The organism is Parvularcula marina (assembly GCF_003399445.1).
GTDB lineage: Bacteria > Pseudomonadota > Alphaproteobacteria > Caulobacterales > Parvularculaceae > Parvularcula > Parvularcula marina.
In genome coordinates this window covers 502,065-521,529 of record NZ_QUQO01000001.1, presented here as the reverse complement: position 1 = coordinate 521,529, position 19,465 = coordinate 502,065, and the positions used below count along the sequence as shown (strand labels likewise).

At 60.3% G+C, this 19,465-nt stretch carries 16 protein-coding genes; 14 read left to right on the top strand and 2 right to left on the bottom strand.

Annotation, left to right across the window (positions count from 1 at the left end):
* Window positions 1-35 precede the first annotated feature (35 nt).
* The gene (gene cobT / locus DX908_RS02415) at window positions 36-1,904 is read right to left on the bottom strand and encodes a cobaltochelatase subunit CobT (RefSeq protein ID WP_116390864.1); all 1,869 of its coding nucleotides are present in this window, start codon (window positions 1,902-1,904) and stop codon (window positions 36-38) included.
* Between the two features lie 119 nt (window positions 1,905-2,023).
* On the opposite strand from cobT, the gene DX908_RS02410 reads away from it, so the two are divergent.
* Window positions 2,024-2,767 carry a hypothetical protein gene (locus tag DX908_RS02410; RefSeq protein ID WP_116390863.1) on the top strand — a complete coding sequence of 248 codons (744 nt, stop codon included), beginning with the start codon at window positions 2,024-2,026 and terminating at the stop codon, window positions 2,765-2,767.
* An 80-nt stretch (window positions 2,768-2,847) separates the two neighbouring features.
* Window positions 2,848-4,440, top strand: a complete 1,593-nt coding sequence (locus tag DX908_RS02405; protein WP_116390862.1) for an FMN-binding glutamate synthase family protein — start codon at window positions 2,848-2,850, stop codon at window positions 4,438-4,440.
* Window positions 4,441-4,446: 6 nt separating this feature from the next.
* On the opposite strand, the gene DX908_RS02400 is transcribed toward DX908_RS02405, so the two are convergent.
* Window positions 4,447-5,151 (bottom strand): polyamine aminopropyltransferase, encoded by a 705-nt coding sequence (locus tag DX908_RS02400; protein ID WP_199564560.1) that lies wholly within the window; start codon window positions 5,149-5,151, stop codon window positions 4,447-4,449.
* A 108-nt stretch (window positions 5,152-5,259) separates the two neighbouring features.
* On the opposite strand from DX908_RS02400, the gene glpK reads away from it, so the two are divergent.
* From glpK to mgtE, 12 genes are all read left to right on the top strand, one after another.
* Window positions 5,260-6,750, top strand: a complete 1,491-nt coding sequence (gene glpK, locus DX908_RS02395) for a glycerol kinase GlpK (RefSeq protein WP_116392956.1) — start codon at window positions 5,260-5,262, stop codon at window positions 6,748-6,750.
* Between the two features lie 108 nt (window positions 6,751-6,858).
* Complete coding sequence (gene recA / locus DX908_RS02390; protein WP_116390861.1) at window positions 6,859-7,932, top strand: recombinase RecA; 1,074 nt, start codon at window positions 6,859-6,861, stop codon at window positions 7,930-7,932.
* Window positions 7,933-8,075: 143 nt separating this feature from the next.
* Window positions 8,076-8,681 (top strand): NADH-quinone oxidoreductase subunit J, encoded by a 606-nt coding sequence (locus DX908_RS02385; RefSeq protein ID WP_116390860.1) that lies wholly within the window; start codon window positions 8,076-8,078, stop codon window positions 8,679-8,681.
* Window positions 8,682-8,688: 7 nt separating this feature from the next.
* Window positions 8,689-8,994, top strand: coding sequence for an NADH-quinone oxidoreductase subunit NuoK (nuoK, locus tag DX908_RS02380; RefSeq protein ID WP_116390859.1), 306 nt, complete (start codon window positions 8,689-8,691; stop codon window positions 8,992-8,994).
* A 5-nt stretch (window positions 8,995-8,999) separates the two neighbouring features.
* The gene (nuoL, locus tag DX908_RS02375) at window positions 9,000-11,198 is read left to right on the top strand and encodes an NADH-quinone oxidoreductase subunit L (protein ID WP_116390858.1); all 2,199 of its coding nucleotides are present in this window, start codon (window positions 9,000-9,002) and stop codon (window positions 11,196-11,198) included.
* The gene (locus DX908_RS02370) at window positions 11,195-12,856 is read left to right on the top strand and encodes an NADH-quinone oxidoreductase subunit M (protein ID WP_116390857.1); all 1,662 of its coding nucleotides are present in this window, start codon (window positions 11,195-11,197) and stop codon (window positions 12,854-12,856) included. Before nuoL ends, DX908_RS02370 begins: the two co-directional genes overlap by 4 nt.
* Window positions 12,856-14,292, top strand: a complete 1,437-nt coding sequence (nuoN, locus tag DX908_RS02365) for an NADH-quinone oxidoreductase subunit NuoN (RefSeq protein ID WP_116390856.1) — start codon at window positions 12,856-12,858, stop codon at window positions 14,290-14,292. Before DX908_RS02370 ends, nuoN begins: the two co-directional genes overlap by 1 nt.
* A gap of 11 nt (window positions 14,293-14,303) precedes the next feature.
* On the top strand, window positions 14,304-15,038 hold the full coding sequence (locus DX908_RS02360; protein ID WP_158548436.1) for a biotin--[acetyl-CoA-carboxylase] ligase: 735 nt from the start codon (window positions 14,304-14,306) through the stop codon (window positions 15,036-15,038).
* 51 nt (window positions 15,039-15,089) lie between these two features.
* Window positions 15,090-15,875, top strand: a complete 786-nt coding sequence (locus DX908_RS02355; protein ID WP_116390854.1) for a type III pantothenate kinase — start codon at window positions 15,090-15,092, stop codon at window positions 15,873-15,875.
* Window positions 15,872-17,539, top strand: coding sequence for a ribonuclease J (locus DX908_RS02350; protein WP_116390853.1), 1,668 nt, complete (start codon window positions 15,872-15,874; stop codon window positions 17,537-17,539). The genes DX908_RS02355 and DX908_RS02350 overlap by 4 nt, the downstream gene beginning before the upstream one ends.
* 5 nt (window positions 17,540-17,544) lie before the next feature.
* Complete coding sequence (locus tag DX908_RS02345) at window positions 17,545-17,793, top strand: DUF1467 family protein (RefSeq protein ID WP_116390852.1); 249 nt, start codon at window positions 17,545-17,547, stop codon at window positions 17,791-17,793.
* Window positions 17,794-17,902: 109 nt separating this feature from the next.
* Window positions 17,903-19,405 carry a magnesium transporter gene (gene mgtE, locus DX908_RS02340; protein ID WP_116390851.1) on the top strand — a complete coding sequence of 501 codons (1,503 nt, stop codon included), beginning with the start codon at window positions 17,903-17,905 and terminating at the stop codon, window positions 19,403-19,405.
* Window positions 19,406-19,465: the final 60 nt, after the last annotated feature.

Below are 19,465 nucleotides of genomic sequence, written 5' to 3'. Positions count from 1 at the left end.
TCACATCCCGTTTTTATTGTGGCACGAATACATTCCTACGCCCGGCGCCGCATCACGGCAGGCGGGACATCATCATCGAAGAGGGCGGCGAGCTGGTCGGTCATCGCGCCGCCGAGCTGTTCGACATCTGCAATCGTCAGGGCCCGGCGATAAAAGCGGGTGACGTCATGGCCGATCCCGATTGCCAGCAGCTCCACCGGCGACATGTTCTCGATATAGGAGATGACATCGCGCAAATGCCGGTCGAGATAGCCCGCACCATTGGCGGATGACGTCGTGTCATCGACCGGCGCGCCATCGGAAATAACCATCAGGATACGGCGGGCTTCGGGCCGGGAGAGCAGCCGGTCATGCGCCCATTTGAGCGCCTCGCCGTCGATATTTTCCTTGAGCAGGCCCTCTTTGAGCATCAGCGCGAGATTGTCCTTGGCCCGCCGCCACGGCACGCTGGCCGGCTTGTAAATGATGTGCCGGAGGTCGTTGAGACGGCCCGGATTTTTCGGCCGCCCGTCCATCACCCATTTCTCGCGCGACTGCCCGCCCTTCCAGGCGCGGGTCGTAAAGCCGAGGATCTCAACCGAGACCCCGCAACGCTCGAGTGTCCGCGCGAGGATATCGCCGCACAGCGCCGCGACCGTGATCGGCCGACCGCGCATGGAACCTGAATTATCGATCAGCAGGGTGACGGATGTGTCCTTGAAGGGCTGATCCTTCTCCTGCTTGTAGGAGAGCGGCTGGGTCGGATCGACAACGACACGGGCGAGTCGGGCCGCATCGAGAATGCCTTCATCAAGGTCGAACTGCCACGCCCTGTTCTGCTGTGCGAGGAGGCGGCGCTGCAGCCGGTTGGCAAGCCGCGCAACGACCGCGTGAAGGCCCTCTAACTGGTTGTCGAGCTGCAGGCGCAGGCGGGTCAGCTCCTCCGGATCGCAAAGCTCATCGGGGTGCACGGTCTCGTCAAACTGGGTCGTATAGGGATGATAGTTGAGGCCCATATCATCCGGCAGGTTCTGGCGCTGGGCCATCTCCGCCCGGGCGCGGGCATCAGCCTCCTCATCGCTTTCGTCCCATTCGGCGGGTTCGTCGCGGATTTCCGCTTCGCCTTCGCGGGCCTCGCCGAGTTCAGGGACGGAATCCTCTTCCTGATCGTCTTCGGGCGCGTCGTCTTTGCCATCATTTTCGTCTTTACCCGGATCGTCAGGCGCGTCGTCTTCCTCGGCCTGCGATTCGTCGTCGGCGTTCTGGTCCTCGGCTTCCTCATTGCCTTTCTCATCGGCGATATCGAGATCGGCGAGGAGATCCAGTATAAGGTCAGAGAAGGCGGCTTGATCGCCAAGGTCACCCAGCTTTGCCAGCTCATCGAGCGCGTCGCCGGCCTTGTCCTCGATATCCTTGCGCCACAGATCGACCAGCTTGCGAGCGGGCTCGGGCACTTCCCGGCCGGTCATCCGCTCGCGGGCGAGCAGCGCCATGATCTCCGTCAGCGGAATATCCTGACGGTCCTCCAAGCGCTGATAGCCCTTATCTTCGAGCCTTTTGGTCAGCGCCGCCTCTAAATTGTCGCCGACGCCATCGAGATGCCGCGTGCCGATGGCCTCGATCCGCATCTCCTCAAGCGCCGAATAGACAGCCGCGCCTTGCGCATTCTGCGGGGTGAGTTTCGCGTGCAGCAGCTCATCGTGATGGGCGAGCTTCAGCGCGGCGGCATCCGAATGGCCGCGGGCAATGGCGCGTTTCGCTACATCAAGCCTGCGTGGCGGCACAGGAATGCGCGCTTCATTGCCGGTGACCTTGGGTTGCTCACCACCGAATTTGATTTCTGCCTCTGGGTCGGCGGCAATCGCCTTTGCCGTCTGGCCGAGCAGCCGTTTGAACCGTTCGAGGGGGGACTCTGTCTCACTCATGATGGCCCCCTAGCGCAGAATCGCGGCGGGGATAATGGCGGTGTTTTGGCAGATCGAAGAATACTGCTAACCGGAGGCCGGGACTGGGTGCACGGGATGCGCCCTGAATGAGGCGGAACATGGCAAAGAAAGAGCAGTCGGAGCTGCCACGCATCTCAGTTGACGATGCGGCGCAGGACCTTTTCGGCCTGAATATCAGAGGGCTCGTATCCATCTGGGCGCTGTGGGCGCATCCGCGACGTTATTTTGCCGCGGCACAGGAGCCGGACTGGCAAAAGTATTTCACGCCCTCAATCCGACTCTGGCTGTCTCTTGTTGCACTGATGTCCTTCCTGCAATTCCTCTGGATCGGGAGCGATACGCCGTTAGTCCAGGCCTATGTGCAGGGCTTCAAGGACGGCGGTGCGGTTCCTGTCGAAGGCATGACCCATCAGGATATGGGTGAGCAGGCGGCCTTGTGGATCTATGGGATCACGCCGATTTTTCAGGCCATTGGCCTGGTGTTCCTTGCCCTGATTTATCCATTCTGGGGGCAGAAGACGAGCTTTGCCCTGCGGCAGCGATATGTCTTTGCCACTGTCGTGCCGAGTGCGACGCTGATGCTGTTTATACTGCCGTCCATGGGACAGATGAGCATCGAGCTCGTGGCCAAATTTGGCTTTGTGATCGCAGTCATTGCCTTCCTCACAGATTTTACGACCTCGTTCCGGGGTGCCTTCGTCGGCAAATCGACCGGTGGGAAGCTTTGGCGGTCCGCGCTGCTGGCTGGGGTTATTCTGCTGTTCAATGCTATCGCAGCGATCTTCGTCCAGATTGCCGGCATCGTGTTGGTCTCTTCCAGATACGCATCTCTGTCGGGATAGGGTCATCAAAAGTCGCCTCCTGGTCCTGACAGACTCAATCTAGATCACCTCGGAGCCATTCTGATTCGGGGGCAGTGAAGATGATCAAGCGATACGCGACTTTCGGTCTGGCAGTGGTGCTGACGGCATTGAGCCTGCTCGGCATGGCATTCAGCCTCTGGTTCCTGCCTGCCGCTCTTATCTTCGGTGCAGTCGCCGCGCTTGGCGTCTGGGATGTCTTCCAGCGGCGACATTCGATCCTGCGCAATTACCCCGTCCTCGGACATATGCGTTTCGTCTTCGAGGGGATTAGGCCGGAGATCCGTCAGTATCTCATCGAGAGTGACAGTGACGAGGAGCCTTTCTCGCGCGATGAGCGGTCTCTCGTCTATCAGCGTGCGAAGGATGTTGAGGACAAGCGCCCCTTTGGGACCAAGCTCGACGTCTACGGCACCGACTTTGCGTGGATGACCCATTCGATCGTGCCGGTCGCGCATGTGACGACCAATGCGCGGGTCATGATCGGCGGACCCGATTGCCGCCAGCCCTATGAGGCGTCGATCTATAATATCTCCGCGATGAGTTTCGGTGCGCTCTCACCCAATGCGATCAAGGCACTCAACGAAGGCGCAAAGCGCGGCGGCTTTGCGCATAATACGGGCGAGGGCGGGATCAGCCGCTATCACCGGCAGGGCGGGGATCTCATCTACCAGATCGGATCAGGCTATTTCGGGTGCCGTGCCGCAGACGGAACATTTGATGCAGGACGCTTTGTCGTGACTGCCGCTGATCCGCAGGTCAAGATGATCGAGCTGAAGCTCAGCCAAGGGGCAAAGCCCGGCCATGGCGGGGTGCTGCCCGCTGCAAAAATATCGCCTGAAATCGCTGAGGCGCGCGGCATAGCGATGGGGGCGGATTGCGTCTCTCCGGCGGCGCATAGCGCCTTCTCGACGCCGATCGAGATGATGGAATTCATCGCGCAGCTTCGCGAGGAAGCTGGCGGCAAGCCGGTCGGCTTCAAGCTCTGCATCGGGCACCGTCGCGAATTCATGTGCATCGCCAAGGCAATGCTGGAGACGGGCATCACGCCTGATTTCATCACGGTGGACGGTAAGGAGGGTGGCACGGGCGCAGCCCCGCTCGAATTTGCCAACCATATCGGCATGCCGCTCGAGCAGGGTCTATACTTCGTACACAATACATTGCTTGGTGCGGGCCTGCGTGACCGCATCCGCATTGCGGCGAGCGGCAAGCTGGTGACGGGTTTCGAGGTTGCGCGGATCCTTGCCATGGGCGCGGACTGGGTGAACTCTGCCCGCGGCTTCATGTTCTCTCTCGGCTGTATCCAGGCGCAGGCCTGTCACACCAATAAATGCCCGGTAGGGATTGCCACGCAAGACAAGTCGCTCGCACGTGCTCTTGATACGGATGACAAGGCGCAGCGGGTCGCGAATTTTCATCACAACACGGTCGAAGCGCTGGTCGAGATGGCAGCAGCAGCGGGCCTCACTGATCCGCGCGCCTTCCTGCCGCATCACTTCATGCAGCGCGATCATCAGGGCCAGATGATTTCCGGCGATGAAGCCTATCCCTATCTGCCGGCGGGCTTCCTGCTTGAGCCGGGGGAGGATTATCCCGACTACCGTGCACGCTGGGGCAGGGCGCGGGCGGAGAGTTTTGGCCTCGTCGCCTAAGACAGCTCAGGCGACTTGCCCGAAATAGACGGTCTGGATGATCGGTGTTCCGGCAAGCGGGCGCTCGATTGTCACCGGCTCTGCCCATCCCTTACCGAAGGCTGCTTCGAGCCGCGCTGTGAAACGCGCATCAGGCGGGTCATCCGACCACAGACCAAAGACACCGCCGGGCCGCAGCATCGCGGAGAGGCGGGCAAGGCTCTCCTCGTCATAAAAGGGGCGGCTATGCGGAGAGAGCAGCGCCTCGGGCGAATGGTCGATATCAACGAGGATCGCATCGAGGCAGGCTGCGCCGTTCACCGGACCGAAAGACTGTGCCGCCGCCATCGCGAAAAAGTCCCCCTCAATGATTTGCGTGCGCGGATCATCGGTGAGCGCGGTCCCCATGGGCAGGAGGCCGCGGCGGTGCCAGTCGATGACGGGGACAAGATATTCGGCGATATAAAGCTTCGCCGTCTTCGGGCAGTCGAGAGCCGCCTTTGCCGTATAGCCAAGCCCGAGCCCGCCGACGAGGACGTCGAGTTCCTCGCCTGTCACCGCATCCAGCCCCAGCGTCGAGAGGGCTTCCTCCGACGCTGTATAGGCGCTCGACATCAGGAATTCTTCGCCGAGCTTGACCTCGAAGACTTCCCTTTTCAGCACCGGGTCCATGCGCCGCCGCAGGCTGACCGGGCCAATCGGGGTGGGGGCGTAATCGAGTTCTTCGAACATGAAGCTCCCTCGCAAGGTCATGGCGATACGCGCAAGCACTCATCTTGTGAAAAGTGATCTGCGCCGCCGTCTCGCCGTCCTCGCGAAACCGGCCTAAACATGCCGGTCATGAGTAAAGACCCCACTATCCTCGCCATCGATCAGGGCACGACCAGCGCCCGTGCCATCCTCTTCAGCCGCAACGGCCAGCCGCTCGACGCTGCGCAATATGAGCTTCCCCAGCATTTCCCCGATGACGGCTGGGTTGAACATGATGCAGAAGATATCTGGTCGCTGACACTTAAGGCCTGCCGCGATGTGATCGCGCGGGCTGATGCCCCGCCGGTGGGTATCGGCATCACCAATCAGCGCGAGACGGTGATCGTCTGGGACCGCAAGAGCGGTGAGCCGATCCATCGCGCCATTGTCTGGCAGGACCGGCGCACGGCCGATGTCTGCCGCGGGCTTCGCGAGGCAGACCATGAAGAGAAGGTGGCTGCCAAGACCGGCCTCGTCATCGATCCCTATTTCTCTGCAACCAAGCTCGCCTGGCTGCTCGATCATGTACCGGGTGCGCGGGCGCGGGCCGAGAAGGGGGAGCTGGCTGCCGGGACGGTGGAGAGCTTCCTCCTCTGGCGGCTGACTGGCGGGCAGGTCCATGCGAGCGACGCGACCAATGCGAGCCGGACGAGCCTTTTTGATATTCACCGCCAGCAATGGGACCAGGAGCTGTGCGATATCTTCCGCGTGCCGATGAGCCTTTTGCCTGAGGTCACCGACTGCGCACACGATTTCGGGGCGACGGATCCGGCACTGTTCGGGACCGCCATTCCCATCGGCGGCATGGCAGGTGATCAGCAGGCCGCCCTGATCGGGCAGGGGGCGTTCCGTCCGGGTCTCGTCAAGAGCACTTACGGCACGGGCTGTTTTGCCGTTCTCAATACCGGCTCCACACCGGTGCGTTCCGGACACAAGCTCCTTTCCACCGTCGGCTATCGCCTGGGCGGCGAGGTCACATACGCGCTTGAAGGCTCAATCTTCGTTGCGGGGGCAGCGATCCAGTGGCTGCGTGACGGGATGAAATTCATCTCCCACGCTGCCGAAAGCGAGGCGCTCGCTAAAAAAGCCATGGGCAAGGGCGAGGTGACTTTCGTGCCGGCCTTTACCGGGCTCGGTGCGCCGCATTGGGATGCCGAAGCGCGCGGCGCGATCTTCGGGCTGACCCGCGATACTGGCCCCGCCGATATCGTTGCCGCTGCGCTCGAAGCGGTCGCGTTCCAGACAGCTGAATTGCTCGAAGCCATGGCAGCCGATGCGCCGGGGCTCGCGAGCTTGCGCGTCGATGGTGGGATGGTCGCCAATGACCTCTTCTGCCAGCAACTCGCCGACCTTACCGGGCTCGAGGTCGACCGGCCGGTCGTCACCGAGACGACGGCGCTGGGCGCAGCGATTCTCGCCGGGCTGACGGCGGGCTGGTTCTCGAGCCTCGAAGAAGCCGAAGGCTTTCGCACCCGCGATCGGGTCTTCTCACCGGCGATGGACTCAAGCGAAGGGCAGCGCCGGCGGCGCCGCTGGGACGCAGCAATCGCGCGGGTTCTGACAGCGCCGCCAAGCGCTTAACCAAAAAATGTTCTTCCGATGTTCTTTTTTCTTGTGAATGAGAACAAAAAGTGTACCCTTCAATATAAAGGTTGGCCCACACTCGAATCTGAAGGACGGTAGGAAGACATGGCATCTAATCTCAAGGTCATAGACGGCGGTATGGACAAGCAAAAAGCGCTCGAGGCAGCGCTCTCACAAATCGACAAGGCTTTCGGCAAGGGCTCCGTGATGAAGCTCGGCGCGAAAGAAAATGTGGTGCAGATCGAGGGGATCTCGACGGGCTCGCTCGGGCTCGACATTGCGCTCGGCATTGGCGGTCTGCCCAAAGGGCGGATTGTGGAAATCTACGGGCCGGAAAGCTCAGGGAAAACGACCCTGGCGCTGCACACGGTCGCCGAGTCGCAAAAAGCGGGCGGGACGGCAGCCTTTATTGACGCCGAGCACGCGCTCGATCCGATCTATGCGTCAAAGCTCGGGGTCGATCTTGAAGACCTCCTGATCTCCCAGCCCGATACCGGCGAGCAGGCGCTTGAAATCGCCGATACGCTGGTGCGTTCCGGCGCGATCGATGTTCTCGTGATTGATTCGGTGGCGGCGCTGACGCCCAAGGCCGAACTCGAAGGCGAAATGGGCGACAGCCTGCCGGGCCTTCAGGCCCGATTGATGAGTCAGGCGCTCCGCAAGCTGACCGGCTCGATCTCGCGGTCGAACACGCTGGTCATCTTCATCAACCAGATCCGCATGAAGATCGGGGTGATGTTCGGCTCGCCGGAGACGACGACCGGCGGCAACGCCCTCAAATTCTACTCCAGCGTCCGGCTCGACATCCGCCGCATCGGCGCCATCAAGGCGCGTGATGAGGTGGTCGGGAACCAGACCCGCGTGAAGGTGGTCAAGAACAAGGTGGCGCCCCCCTTCAAGCAGGTCGAATTCGACATCATGTATGGCGAAGGCATCTCCAAGATGGGGGAACTCCTCGATCTCGGCGTCCTTGCGAACGTGGTGGAAAAATCGGGCAGCTGGTACAGCTACAACTCCGAACGGATCGGTCAGGGGCGCGACAACGCCAAGACCTTCCTCAAGGACAATCCCGATATTGCCGCGGAAATAGAGCATCAAGTGCGCAAGAATGCGGGCCTGATTGCGGATGATCTGCTGGTCGGTCCGGGCGAGCAGGAAGACGAGGCAGCCGAAGGCTGATCATCCCTCGTGACATTTGGCCCCAAGGAATGATGCCTCGGGGCCTTCCACCCTATGGCCAATTCCGCTAACGCGCCGCGAATCCAACTTTCACGGCGCGATTGAGGTCTCTGGGTCGCGCCCCAATCTTACGTGTCGTTCCCATGGGTTTTGCGCAATTCGCCTTCACGGTGTTCGCGGTGGCTACGGTCATTTGGGGGTTGGGCGTGATCTTCGCCCGAAACCCTGTGCACTCCGTGCTCTGCCTCATCATGGCCTTCATCTCGACGGCCGGCCTGTTCGTCCTGATCGGGGCCGAATATCTCGCCTTCCTTCTGGTCGTCGTTTATGTCGGCGCCGTCGCGGTCCTCTTCCTCTTTGTCGTGATGATGCTCGATGTTGATTTTGCCGAGCTGCGCGCAGGATACGCGAAATATCTGCCCATCGGCATCGTTGTCGCCGTCGCCCTCATCGTTGAGATCGGGTTCATCGTCCTCTCATGGGGCGGCTCGGCTGAGGACGGCATTGCCCGGGCCGCAAGTGATGGCGGACCCAATAATGCCGAACAGCTCGGCATGGTGCTCTATACGGACTATGTCCACTTCTTCCAGATTGCGGGCCTTGTCCTGCTGGTCGCCATGATTGGTGCCATTCTCCTGACGTTCCGCGAACGCCGCGGGATCAAGACGCAGGATGTTGGCGCGCAGGTCGGGCGCAAGCGCGAAGAGGGCGTGGAAGTCGTCTCGGTGCCGACCGGAAAGGGGATCTGAGGGGAACATGATCGGACTTGAACATTATCTTCTCGTCGGCGGCATGCTGTTCGCCATCGGTGTGGCCGGCATTTTCCTCAACCGGAAAAACGTCATCATCATCCTGATGTCGATCGAGCTCATGCTCCTTGCCGTGAACATCAATTTCGTCGCCTTCTCGATGTATCTTGATGACATCAGAGGGCAGGTCTTTGCCTTCATGATCTTAACGGTTGCCGCTGCCGAGGCGGCGATCGGTCTTGCCATCCTCGTCGCCTTCTTCCGCAAGCGTGGCGACATCTCCGTTGAAACCGCCAACACGATGAAGAACTGACGCTGATGGAAGCCCTGATTGTCCTTCTGCCTCTGATCGGCGCGATCCTGGCCAAGCCGGCGGCAACGCTGGCGGGGCCGCGCGCTGCGGAAATCCTCACCACGCTTCTGCTCTGGGTCGCCTGTGGTCTGGCCTGGATCACCTTCATCTCTGTCGGGTTCGGCGGGGCGAAGGATCCGGTGATCCTCTTCACATGGATCGAATCCGGCTCATTCAGCTCGGTCTGGTCGATGCGCCTCGATACGCTGACGGCCGTCATGCTGATCGTCGTCACCAGCGTCTCGGCGCTCGTGCACACCTATTCGATCGGCTACATGCATGAGGATCCCTCACGGCCTCGCTTCTTTGCCTATCTCTCGCTCTTCACCTTCGCCATGCTGGTGCTGGTGACGGCCAATGACCTCGTCCAGCTCTTCTTCGGCTGGGAAGGGGTGGGGCTGGCCTCCTATCTTCTCATCGGCTTCTGGCACCACAAAAAGTCGGCCAATGACGCCGCGATCAAAGCGTTCGTGATGAACCGGGTCGGCGATGTCGGCCTTGCGCTTGGCCTGATGGGCTGTTTTGTGACCTTCGGCACGGTCAGCTTCGACGGCATCTTTGCCGCCATCGAGGCCGGGGTCGCCAATCCTTTGTGGACGGATGGCCCGGTCGCCATCAATGGCGCATCGCTTCACTTCCTCAATGGCACTTTCCCGGTGCTGGAGCTCCTCGGCGTGCTCCTTTTCATCGGGGCGATGGGCAAATCGGCGCAGTTCATCCTGCACACCTGGCTGCCGGACGCGATGGAGGGCCCGACGCCTGTTTCCGCGCTGATCCACGCCGCGACCATGGTGACGGCAGGGGTCTTCCTCGTCTGCCGGATGTCACCGCTCTTTGCTGAAGCGCCTTTTGCTTCCGGTGTCGTCACCTTTATCGGTGCCACGACAGCCGTCTTTGCCGCCACGGTCGGCCTCGTGCAGACCGACATCAAGCGGGTCATCGCTTATTCGACGGCGTCCCAGCTCGGCTACATGTTCTTTGCCGCAGGCGTTGGCGGATATGCGCAAGCCATGTTCCATCTGACGACCCACGCTTTCTTCAAGGCGCTCCTGTTCCTTGGCGCCGGCGCGGTCATCCACTTCTCCCATCACGAACAGGAAATGCCCAAAATGGGCGGCCTCAGATCGCAGATGCCGGTCACCTTCGTGATGATGCTGGCGGGCACGCTGGCCATTACGGGGGTCGGCATTCCGATGTTCTATGCCTTCGGCGCACCGTTCGGTTTTGCGGGCTTTGTCTCCAAGGACTACATCATCGAAGCTGCCTATGGGGCGAGTACGGAAGGCAAGGCATTTGCGACCTACGCATTTATCTGCGGTCTGCTCGCAGCCGTCATGACGGCATTCTATTCCTGGCGTCTCATCTTCCTGACATTTGATGGCAAATGGCGGGCGCCGGAAGAAGTGCGCAAGCATCCGCATGATGTGCCGAACACCATGCTCCTGCCGCTGATGCCGCTGGCACTTGGCGCCGTCATTGCCGGCATGGTCTTCTACAAACCCTTTGTCGGGGGCGGTCAGGCCGATTTCTGGCAGGGCAGTGTGGTCATCGCCGAGGCCCATCATGGCGAGGCGGACGCGGGCCACGGGACAGAAGACGTCGCGCACGCCGATACGGCGCATGCCGACGAACACGAAGGCTCAGCCGACGAAATCGCTGCAGCCATCAGCGCCGCCGATGCACATGACGCTGCTGAAGATGCCCATGCCACGCTTGATCATCCGGTTGATGAGATGGCCCATGAGGGCGATCATGGCGGGGGGCATGATTATCCGACCTGGGTCTTCCTTGCGCCTTTTGTCGCCATGCTGATCGGTTTCCTGGGCGCGCTCTTCCATTACCGCCTGACGGATGATCCGCTGCGGCCGGGCCTCCTGCGACCGGGCGGGCTTCTCTATGAGTTCCTCAAGAACCGTTGGTATATTGACGATCTTTATCGTCTCGTCTTCCTGCGGCCGGCGGAGAAACTCGCCCGGCTGCTCTGGAAAGGTGGCGATGAGCGTACGATTGACGGGGCAGGGCCGAACGGGATTTCCGGGCTACTCTCCGCGGGGGCAAAGCGCCTCGTCGGCGTGCAGACGGGGTATGTCTACACCTACGCCTTCGTCATGCTGGCCGGTCTCACCCTTATCCTGTTCTTTGTCCTGCTGCGGGGTGCGTCATGATCGAGCAGCAATTCACCGAGCTTCCGCTTCTCTCCATCCTGACCTTCCTGCCGCTGGTCGGCGTGGTCTTCATCCTGCTGCGTCAGTGGAGCGGGCGGGAAGACGAGCGCGAAGGCGCAGCGAGGGCCTCCAAATGGGTGGCGCTGGCGACCACGCTCTTCACCTTCGTTTTCTCCGTCTACATCTATTTCCAGTATGACCAGACGGCGAGCGGTTTCCAGTTCGTTGAGGAATCGCCATGGTTCGGCGGTTGCGCAACGGGCGTCGTTGATGAAGCCTGCGCGGCCCTGGGCATCAAATACAAGATGGGCGTCGATGGGCTCTCCATCCTCTTCATCCTCTTGACGACCTTCATCATGCCGGTCTGCATTCTCGCCGGGTGGAAATCGATCAAGACGCGGATCGCGGAATATATGATCGCCTTCCTCGTGCTTGAGACACTGATCATCGGCGTCTTCAGCGCGCTCGATCTGATGCTTTTCTATGTCTTCTTCGAAGCCTCGCTGATCCCGATGTTCCTGATCATCGGTGTCTGGGGATCGAAGGGGGAGAGGGTGCTGTTCGGCCGGGTGATCCCGAACCGGATCTATGCGGCTTTCAAATTCTTCCTCTACACGCTGCTCGGCTCGCTCCTGCTCCTGATCGCGCTGATCTGGATGTATCAGGCGACGGGCACGACAGATATTGTGGCGTTGCAGGAATATGCGTTCCCGGAAGGTGCACAGCGCTGGCTGTGGCTGGCCTTCTTTGCCAGCTTTGCGGTCAAGATGCCGATGTGGCCGGTCCATACCTGGCTGCCCGATGCGCACGTTCAGGCGCCGACCGGCGGCTCGATCGTGCTGGCGGCGATCCTCCTGAAAATGGGCGGCTACGGCTTTGCGCGGTTCTCGCTGCCAATGTTCCCCGATGCGTCGGTCTATTTCCAGCCGCTCGTCTTTACGCTGAGCGTCATTGCCATCGTCTACACATCGCTTGTCGCTTTTGCGCAGGAAGACATGAAAAAGCTGATCGCTTATTCCTCTGTTGCGCATATGGGCTTTGTGACCATGGGCCTCTTCACTGGCACCCCGCAGGGGCTGGAAGGCGCTATGTTCCAGATGCTCAGCCACGGCTTTATCTCCGGTGCGCTCTTCCTCTGTGTCGGGATTGTCTATGACCGCCTGCACACGCGGGAGATCGCGGCCTATGGCGGTCTGGTCCAGAAGATGAAATGGTTCGCCTTCTTCTTCCTGCTCTTCACCATGGGGAATGTCGGCCTGCCAGGGATTTCCGGTTTCGTGGGCGAGATCCTCACCATGGTTGGCGCATTCCAGATCAACACCTGGGTGGCAGCCCTTGCCGCGCTTGGTATGATCCTGTCAGCGGGTTATGGCCTTCGGCTTTATCGCGAAGTCGTCTTCGGCACGATCGTGAATGAGAAAGTCGCCGAGATGCCGGACCTTGACCGGCGGGAGCTGGCGCTCCTGACCGTTCTCGGGGCGATGTCTGTCTATCTTGGCTTCCACCCGTCACCGACGCTCGCCGTCTTCCGTCCGGCTACGGATTTCGTTCAGGCAAGGGTCATCGAGGCAGGCGGCGAGAACTATACCTCGACACTTATTCCCGCCGGGATGAGTGACGACATGCATGAAGAAGAGTCTCACGGAGATACGCACTAATGGACCGTCAGGATCTTCTCGCGCTCGGACCGGAGCTGTTCCTCGCCATCGTCTCCATGGTGCTGCTGATCGTTGGCGTCTCGTTCAAAGGCAGCCGCCTGCGGGAGATGACGCTGGCGGCCTGTGCCGCGCTTGCTGGCGCGCTTCTGATTGCACTCAACGGCATGCCGCCGGAAGGCGCAGCGTTCGGTGGCTCCTTCGTCACTGATGCTTTCAGCGTCGTCGGCCGGATCTTCATCTATTCAGCAGGGATCGTCTCCCTGCTGATGTCCGTCCTCTTCCTCGACAAGGAAAAGCTCGGCCGGTTCGAATATCCAATCCTTGTGCTGCTTGCGACCATTGGCATGGGTCTGATGGTCTCCGCACAAGACCTGATCGCCGTCTATATGGGGATCGAGCTGCAGTCGCTGTCGCTTTATATCCTCGCCGCGTTCAACCGCGGCTCACGTCGCTCGACTGAAGCGGGCCTTAAATATTTCGTGCTCGGCGCATTGTCATCGGGCCTGCTGCTTTACGGCATGTCGCTCATCTATGGCTTCACGGGCGCGCTGCAATTCGGCGAGATCGCACGTCATGCGCTCGATTCAGATCATCAAGTCGCAATCTCCTTCGGTCTTGTCTTCATGCTGGCCGGGCTCGCCTTCAAGGTATCCGGCGCGCCGTTCCATATGTGGACCCCGGACGTTTATGAGGGTGCCCCGACCCCGGTGACGGCCTATTTCGCGGCCGCCCCGAAAGTCGCTGGCATGTTCCTCTTTGTCCGCGTGATGCTGGAGGCGTTCCCGACCATTCTTGACCAATGGCAGCCGGTTGTCTGGCTGATCGCTGCGCTGTCGATGATCGTCGGCTCGCTCTCGGCACTGATGCAGACCAATATCAAACGCCTGATGGCCTACTCCTCGATTGGTCATGTCGGCTATGCGCTGATCGGGCTTGCGGCGGGAACGCAGGCAGGGGCGCAGGGCGTCGTTGTCTATCTCGGCATCTATCTTGTCATGACGCTCGGGACTTTTGCCTGCATCCTGTCGATGCGGCGGCCTGAGGGCATGGCGGAGAATATCTCAGATCTTTCCGGCCTGATGCAGACCCGTCCGGGGCTTGGTCTTGCCTTTACCGCTCTCTTCCTGTCGCTGGCCGGGATCCCGCCCTTCCTTGGCTTCTTTGCCAAATTCGCGGTCTTCTCCGCAGGCGTTGATGCCGGGCTCTATATCCTGACCATCGTCGGTGTCGTGACGAGTGTGATCTCAACCTTCTACTATCTCTCGGTCATCCGGACGATCTGGTTCAATGACCCGGCGCCGCAATTTGTCAGTAATCGGGGCATGGCTGTCACGATGACGGCGTCAGGTGCTGCGCTCCTGATCACCGTCGGGCTCCTGTTCCTGATTCGGCCGCTATATGACTGGGCCGCGCTTGCGGCTGCGTCCCTGTTCTGAGGCAGGGCAGGGTGTCGACGCCCGTCCGCCACGCGATCGAGACCGCATCGACCAGCCTCGATGCCAAGTCCGCGTTCGAGGAAGACGGCGAGACCGGACCTCTCTGGTTCACGGCCGCCCGACAATCTGCCGGGGTGGGCCGTCGAGGCCGAACATGGCGTCACCATCCGGGCAATTTTGCGGGCTCGCTTCTACTGCCGATTGAAGAAGAGCAGCTTCGCACCGCGCCGCTCTTTGCCTTCATTGCGGCTATTTGTGTCGCAGAAGCGATCGATCAGGCAGGCGTTCCTGCCAGCAAGACACAAGTCAAATGGCCCAATGATGTTCTGCTGGATGGCCAGAAAATCGCAGGCATCCTCTGTGAATTGCTGACCAGCCCCAAGGGCCGGGCCATCGTCATCGGCATCGGCGTCAACCTGCTAGTCGCCCCGGAAGGGGAGAATGCGGCAACGCTTACGGGATATCTTGAGACGCCGCCAATGCCGGCGGAATTTCGTGAGATGCTGGATGAGCGGGTGCAGGTCTGGGAGAAGCGAGCCCGCGAAGAGGGGTTCGCGTCTGTGCGGCAGGCCTGGCTTGAACGCGCGGCAGGACTTGGCGCGCCGATCATCGTCCGCCAGCATGACAGCACGACTAATGGCCTGTTCGAGGGGATTGACGAGGACGGCTCATTGCTGCTCGGCACGGATGGAACCACAGTGCGGATCACGGCCGCGGATATATTTCTCGGTGCCAAACACGGCTAAGGGAAATGGCTTCCCCCTCATCGAGGGGCCAGGACCAATGAAAGGCAGTCCATGCTGCTAGCGCTCGATATCGGGAACACAAATACCGTCTTTGCCCTGATCGAAGGGGATGAGGCAGTTGCGCAATGGCGGGCCTCGACCTCCAGCGTATGGACGGCGGATGAATATGCGGTCTGGCTGTCGCAGATGCTGGAAATCGATGGCCGCTACAAGCTCAGTGACCTTGACCGCTGTGTGATTTCGACCGTTGTGCCGCAATCTCTATTCAATGTACGGAATTTTGCCCGCCGATATTGTGGTGGCGAGCCGCTGATCGTAGATGAAAAATCAATACCCGGTGTTGAGGTGCGGATCGACCGGCCCAGCGAAGTCGGTGCGGACAGGCTGGTCAACACGGTCGGCGCGTTCGTCAAATATGGCGGCCCACTGATCGTTGTCGATTCCGGCACGGCCACTAATTTCGATATCGTCGCCAAGGATGGCGCCTTTGTCGGCGGCATCATCGCGCCGGGGATCAACCTCTCCATGCAGGCGCTTCATCAAGCGGCCGCACGCCTGCCGCGCATTGCGATTGAACGGCCAGACAAGATTATCGGCACAACGACGGTCGGCGCGATGCAGTCAGGGGTCTTCTGGGGTTATGTCGATCTGATCGAAGGGCTGATTGCCCGCATCAAGAATGAATTTGGCGAGCCGATGAAAGTGGTCGCAACGGGCGGGATTTCCTCGCTCTACAGCGACGCAGCGACCAGCATTGATTATTTTGACCCGGATCTGACCATCCGGGGCCTGACAGAAATTGCCCGGCGTGTGTTCGATGGCAAGGAGAAAACATGAGTAACGAGTTCATCTTCCTGCCTCTCGGTGGGTCTGGCGAGATTGGCATGAATATGAACCTGTTTGCGCTCGGGCCTCCCGAAGCGCGGCAATGGATCATGATCGATTGCGGTGTCACCTTTGCTGGGCCGGAATTGCCCGGCATTGATCTGATTACTCCTGATCACGGCTATCTGCTCGATGATCTCGACGAAGGCGGCGAGTTCCTTGGCATGGTGCTGACCCATGGCCATGAGGATCATATCGGCGCCGTCGCTCATCTGTGGCCTGATTTTGAATGCGATATCTACGCAACGCCCTTCACGGCGGAATTGGTCCGGCGGAAATTCGATGAGGTCGGCATCACCGATGCGCCGATCAAGGTGCTCGATCTTTCTGCGCGCTTCAAGCTAGGGCCGTTTGATCTTGAATATATCACGCTGACCCATTCGATCCCGGAGCCGAATGCGATTGCTATACGGACGGAATTTGGCACTGTGCTCCATACGGGCGACTGGAAGATCGATCCCATGCCGGTACTGGGGGAGGCGACCGACCGGACAAGCCTGACCGATCTTGGTGAGGCAGGCGTTCTCGCCATGATCTGTGACAGCACAAATGTCTTCTCCGAAGGTCATTCGGGCTCAGAAAGTGATGTGGCGGACGCGCTCAGCCAGATCATCTCTGAGCAAACGGGCCGGGTGGTCGTGACGACTTTTGCCTCGAACGTCTCCCGCCTTGTGTCGGTCTGCCGTGCGGCGACCGCCACCGACCGGTCCGTCTGCCTGCTCGGGCGATCCATGCTGCGTATGATCGATGTTGCCCGCCATGTTGATCTATTGCCGCCGGGGATTTCTTTCGTCGAGCCGTCGGAAGCCGGATATCTGCCGCATGACAAGGTGCTTTATCTGTGTACGGGTAGTCAGGGTGAATCGCGGGCAGCGCTCGGCCGTATAGCACGCGAAGACCACCCAGAGCTGTCACTCGGTGAAGGCGACACGGTGATCTTCTCCTCCAAGGTGATCCCGGGCAATGAAAAGCCGATCTATGAGATGATGAACGCCCTGACTGATATGGATGTCACGGTTATCTCATCTGATGACGCATTTGTGCATGTCTCTGGCCATCCGTGCCGGGAAGAACTCAAAGACATGTACCAGATGGTCAAACCCCAGACTTCGATCCCGGTGCATGGCGAAGCACGCCATATCGAAGAGCACGCCAAACTCGCCATGAGCCTCGGCGTACCTCATGCGGTGACCCCGCGTAATGGCGACATGATTCGGCTGGCGCCGGGTCGGATCAAGGTGATCGACGAGGTGCCTTCCGGGCGGCTTTATCTTGATGGCCGCATTCTGCTGCCGCAGGGCGAGGGAGTCATCCGCGCGCGGCTGCGGCTCGGCGAGGAAGGGCTGATCGTTGTCTCTGTCGCGATCGACAAATCCGGCAAGCCACTCGGTCAGCCCATCGTGACCGTCAAAGGTCTTCCGCGTGAGGACAATGATGGCGAAGAACTCCTGCCGCTGATCGAGGAAGCCGCGAGCGATGTCATGAGGTCCCTGCCGCGCCCGAAACTGGGAGATGACAAGGTCATCGAAGCGGCAATGCGTCGGGCCATCCGCGCTGAGCTATTCCCGCGCTGGGGCAAGAGGGGCGATATCGTCGTCGCCATCATCAGGGGCTAGAGAAGATGGGCATTGTCGGCAGTATTATTTCCTATCTCATCATCTGGTGGGTCGTTCTTTTCGCCATCCTGCCCATGCGGGTGAAAGGCGTGTGGGAGGATGAGCAGAACCAGTCCGACGGTATCGACCGCGGCGCGCCGGTCCAGCCGGAGATCTGGTTCAAGGTCAAACGCACGAGCTGGATCGCGGCCATCATCTGGGTCTTTGTCTTCGCTTTCGTCTCATCGGGTGTGATCAGTTACGACTGGAGGTAAAACGCTCACCTTACGGATTATAATATTCTGCTCTGTCCAATTGAGTTTTTTCTCAAAATGAGTTAAACCCTGCCTATTCCTTTCACTACAAGCCCAACCGGAGATGTGTATGGCGCAATCCTCCCTGCTCGACCCTGTTCAGAATGAGAAGACCCCGCCTGAGGGGGCGGAGCCTGAACGGGATGACGAGCTGGAAGAGGAGGAGCGTGCCGCCGATGCGCCGCTGGATGCGCGCGGATCGCTGACATCCGACTTCATTCGGTCAGTGGGCGAAGCGGTTGAGCATGGCGACCGCGAGGATGTGCTCGCTGCCTGCGTCGACCTCAAGGCTGCCGACGTTGCCGACCTGATCGAGCAATTGTCTGAAGCGGCCCGGCCGAAACTCGTCACGCTTCTCGGTACGGATTTCGATGCCGACATTCTGGCCGAGCTCGATGAGGACGTTCGCGAGAGCGTGCTCGAGGCCATCCCGACCGAACAGCTCGCCGGGCACATCGCTGAGCTTGATACCGACGAGGCAGCCTTCGTTGTCCAGGACATGGACGAGGAGGGGCGGGCTGAGCTTCTTGCTGAAGTCCCCATCGCCGACCGTCTCGCGATTGAAGCGGCGCTTGAATACGAAGAAGAGACTGCCGGCCGTCTCATGCAGCGCGAGGTGTTCGCTGCGCCCTCCTTCTCGACGGTGGGGCAGATCATCGACCGGCTGCGCTCGGCGGAGAAGCTCCCCGACCTTTTCTATGATGTCTATGTCGTCGATCCGGCGTTCAAGGTGATCGGCGGCGTTGCGCTCTCTCGCTTTCTCAAAGCCCCGCGCGAGACGAAACTGATCGACCTTGTCGAACGAGATCTCGTCCAAGTGCCGGTCGACATGGACCAGGAAGAGGTCGCCTATCTCTTCGAGAAATATAACCTCATCTCGGCGCCCGTCGTTGATTCAGGTGACCGGCTGGTCGGCATGGTCACGGTGGATGACATCGTTGAAGTCCTGCACACTGAGGCAGATGAAGACATGCTCGCTCTGGGTGGTGTGAGTTCTGAAAACAATGTCCTTGCGCTGCCGGTCCCGAAGATTGCACGCTCACGCTTCACCTGGCTGGCCGTCAATCTGGGCACGGCCATTCTGGCGAGTTTCGTGATCAGCCTCTTTGATGCGACGATCCAGCAGGTCGTGGCGCTCGCCGTTCTGATGCCGATTGTGGCCTCGATGGGCGGCAATGCGGGCACGCAGACCCTGACCGTCGCGGTCAGGAACCTTGCCACCCGCGATCTGACGGCCGCGAACGCGCTACGGGTCGTCTTTCGCGAGACAACAGTCTCGCTGATCAATGGTGTCGCCTTTGCCATTCTACTCGGGGTAGCCGCGGGTATCTGGTATCAGGCGATCGGCGGCGGCGCGGAAGGCGAGGGCATGACCCTCGGCCTTGTCCTTGCCGCGGCGATGATCATCACCATGCTGTCGGCGGGACTTTCCGGAATTTTGATTCCGCTCGGGCTCCAGCGGGTCGGCGCGGACCCGGCCGTGTCCTCCGCTGTTTTCGTTACCACGGTGACGGATGTGGTGGGATTCTTTGCCTTTCTGGGCCTCGCAGCAGCCTTTCTGGTCGGTTCATGATGAATCACCGAGCGTGAGTTTTCGATAAACTCGGCTCAAATATCCGTGCGCGTATCGACG

Excerpts from the sequence above, each read along its gene's own strand:
- cobT (WP_116390864.1), bottom strand. The coding sequence starts at position 1,904 with ATGAGTGAGACAGAGTCCCCCCTCGAACGGTTCAAACGGCTGCTCGGC.
- DX908_RS02410 (WP_116390863.1), top strand. The coding sequence starts at position 2,024 with ATGGCAAAGAAAGAGCAGTCGGAGCTGCCACGCATCTCAGTTGACGAT.
- DX908_RS02405 (WP_116390862.1), top strand. The coding sequence starts at position 2,848 with ATGATCAAGCGATACGCGACTTTCGGTCTGGCAGTGGTGCTGACGGCA.
- DX908_RS02400 (WP_199564560.1), bottom strand. The coding sequence starts at position 5,151 with ATGTTCGAAGAACTCGATTACGCCCCCACCCCGATTGGCCCGGTCAGC.
- glpK (WP_116392956.1), top strand. The coding sequence starts at position 5,260 with ATGAGTAAAGACCCCACTATCCTCGCCATCGATCAGGGCACGACCAGC.
- recA (WP_116390861.1), top strand. The coding sequence starts at position 6,859 with ATGGCATCTAATCTCAAGGTCATAGACGGCGGTATGGACAAGCAAAAA.
- DX908_RS02385 (WP_116390860.1), top strand. The coding sequence starts at position 8,076 with ATGGGTTTTGCGCAATTCGCCTTCACGGTGTTCGCGGTGGCTACGGTC.
- nuoK (WP_116390859.1), top strand. The coding sequence starts at position 8,689 with ATGATCGGACTTGAACATTATCTTCTCGTCGGCGGCATGCTGTTCGCC.
- nuoL (WP_116390858.1), top strand. The coding sequence starts at position 9,000 with ATGGAAGCCCTGATTGTCCTTCTGCCTCTGATCGGCGCGATCCTGGCC.
- DX908_RS02370 (WP_116390857.1), top strand. The coding sequence starts at position 11,195 with ATGATCGAGCAGCAATTCACCGAGCTTCCGCTTCTCTCCATCCTGACC.
- nuoN (WP_116390856.1), top strand. The coding sequence starts at position 12,856 with ATGGACCGTCAGGATCTTCTCGCGCTCGGACCGGAGCTGTTCCTCGCC.
- DX908_RS02355 (WP_116390854.1), top strand. The coding sequence starts at position 15,090 with ATGCTGCTAGCGCTCGATATCGGGAACACAAATACCGTCTTTGCCCTG.
- DX908_RS02350 (WP_116390853.1), top strand. The coding sequence starts at position 15,872 with ATGAGTAACGAGTTCATCTTCCTGCCTCTCGGTGGGTCTGGCGAGATT.
- DX908_RS02345 (WP_116390852.1), top strand. The coding sequence starts at position 17,545 with ATGGGCATTGTCGGCAGTATTATTTCCTATCTCATCATCTGGTGGGTC.
- mgtE (WP_116390851.1), top strand. The coding sequence starts at position 17,903 with ATGGCGCAATCCTCCCTGCTCGACCCTGTTCAGAATGAGAAGACCCCG.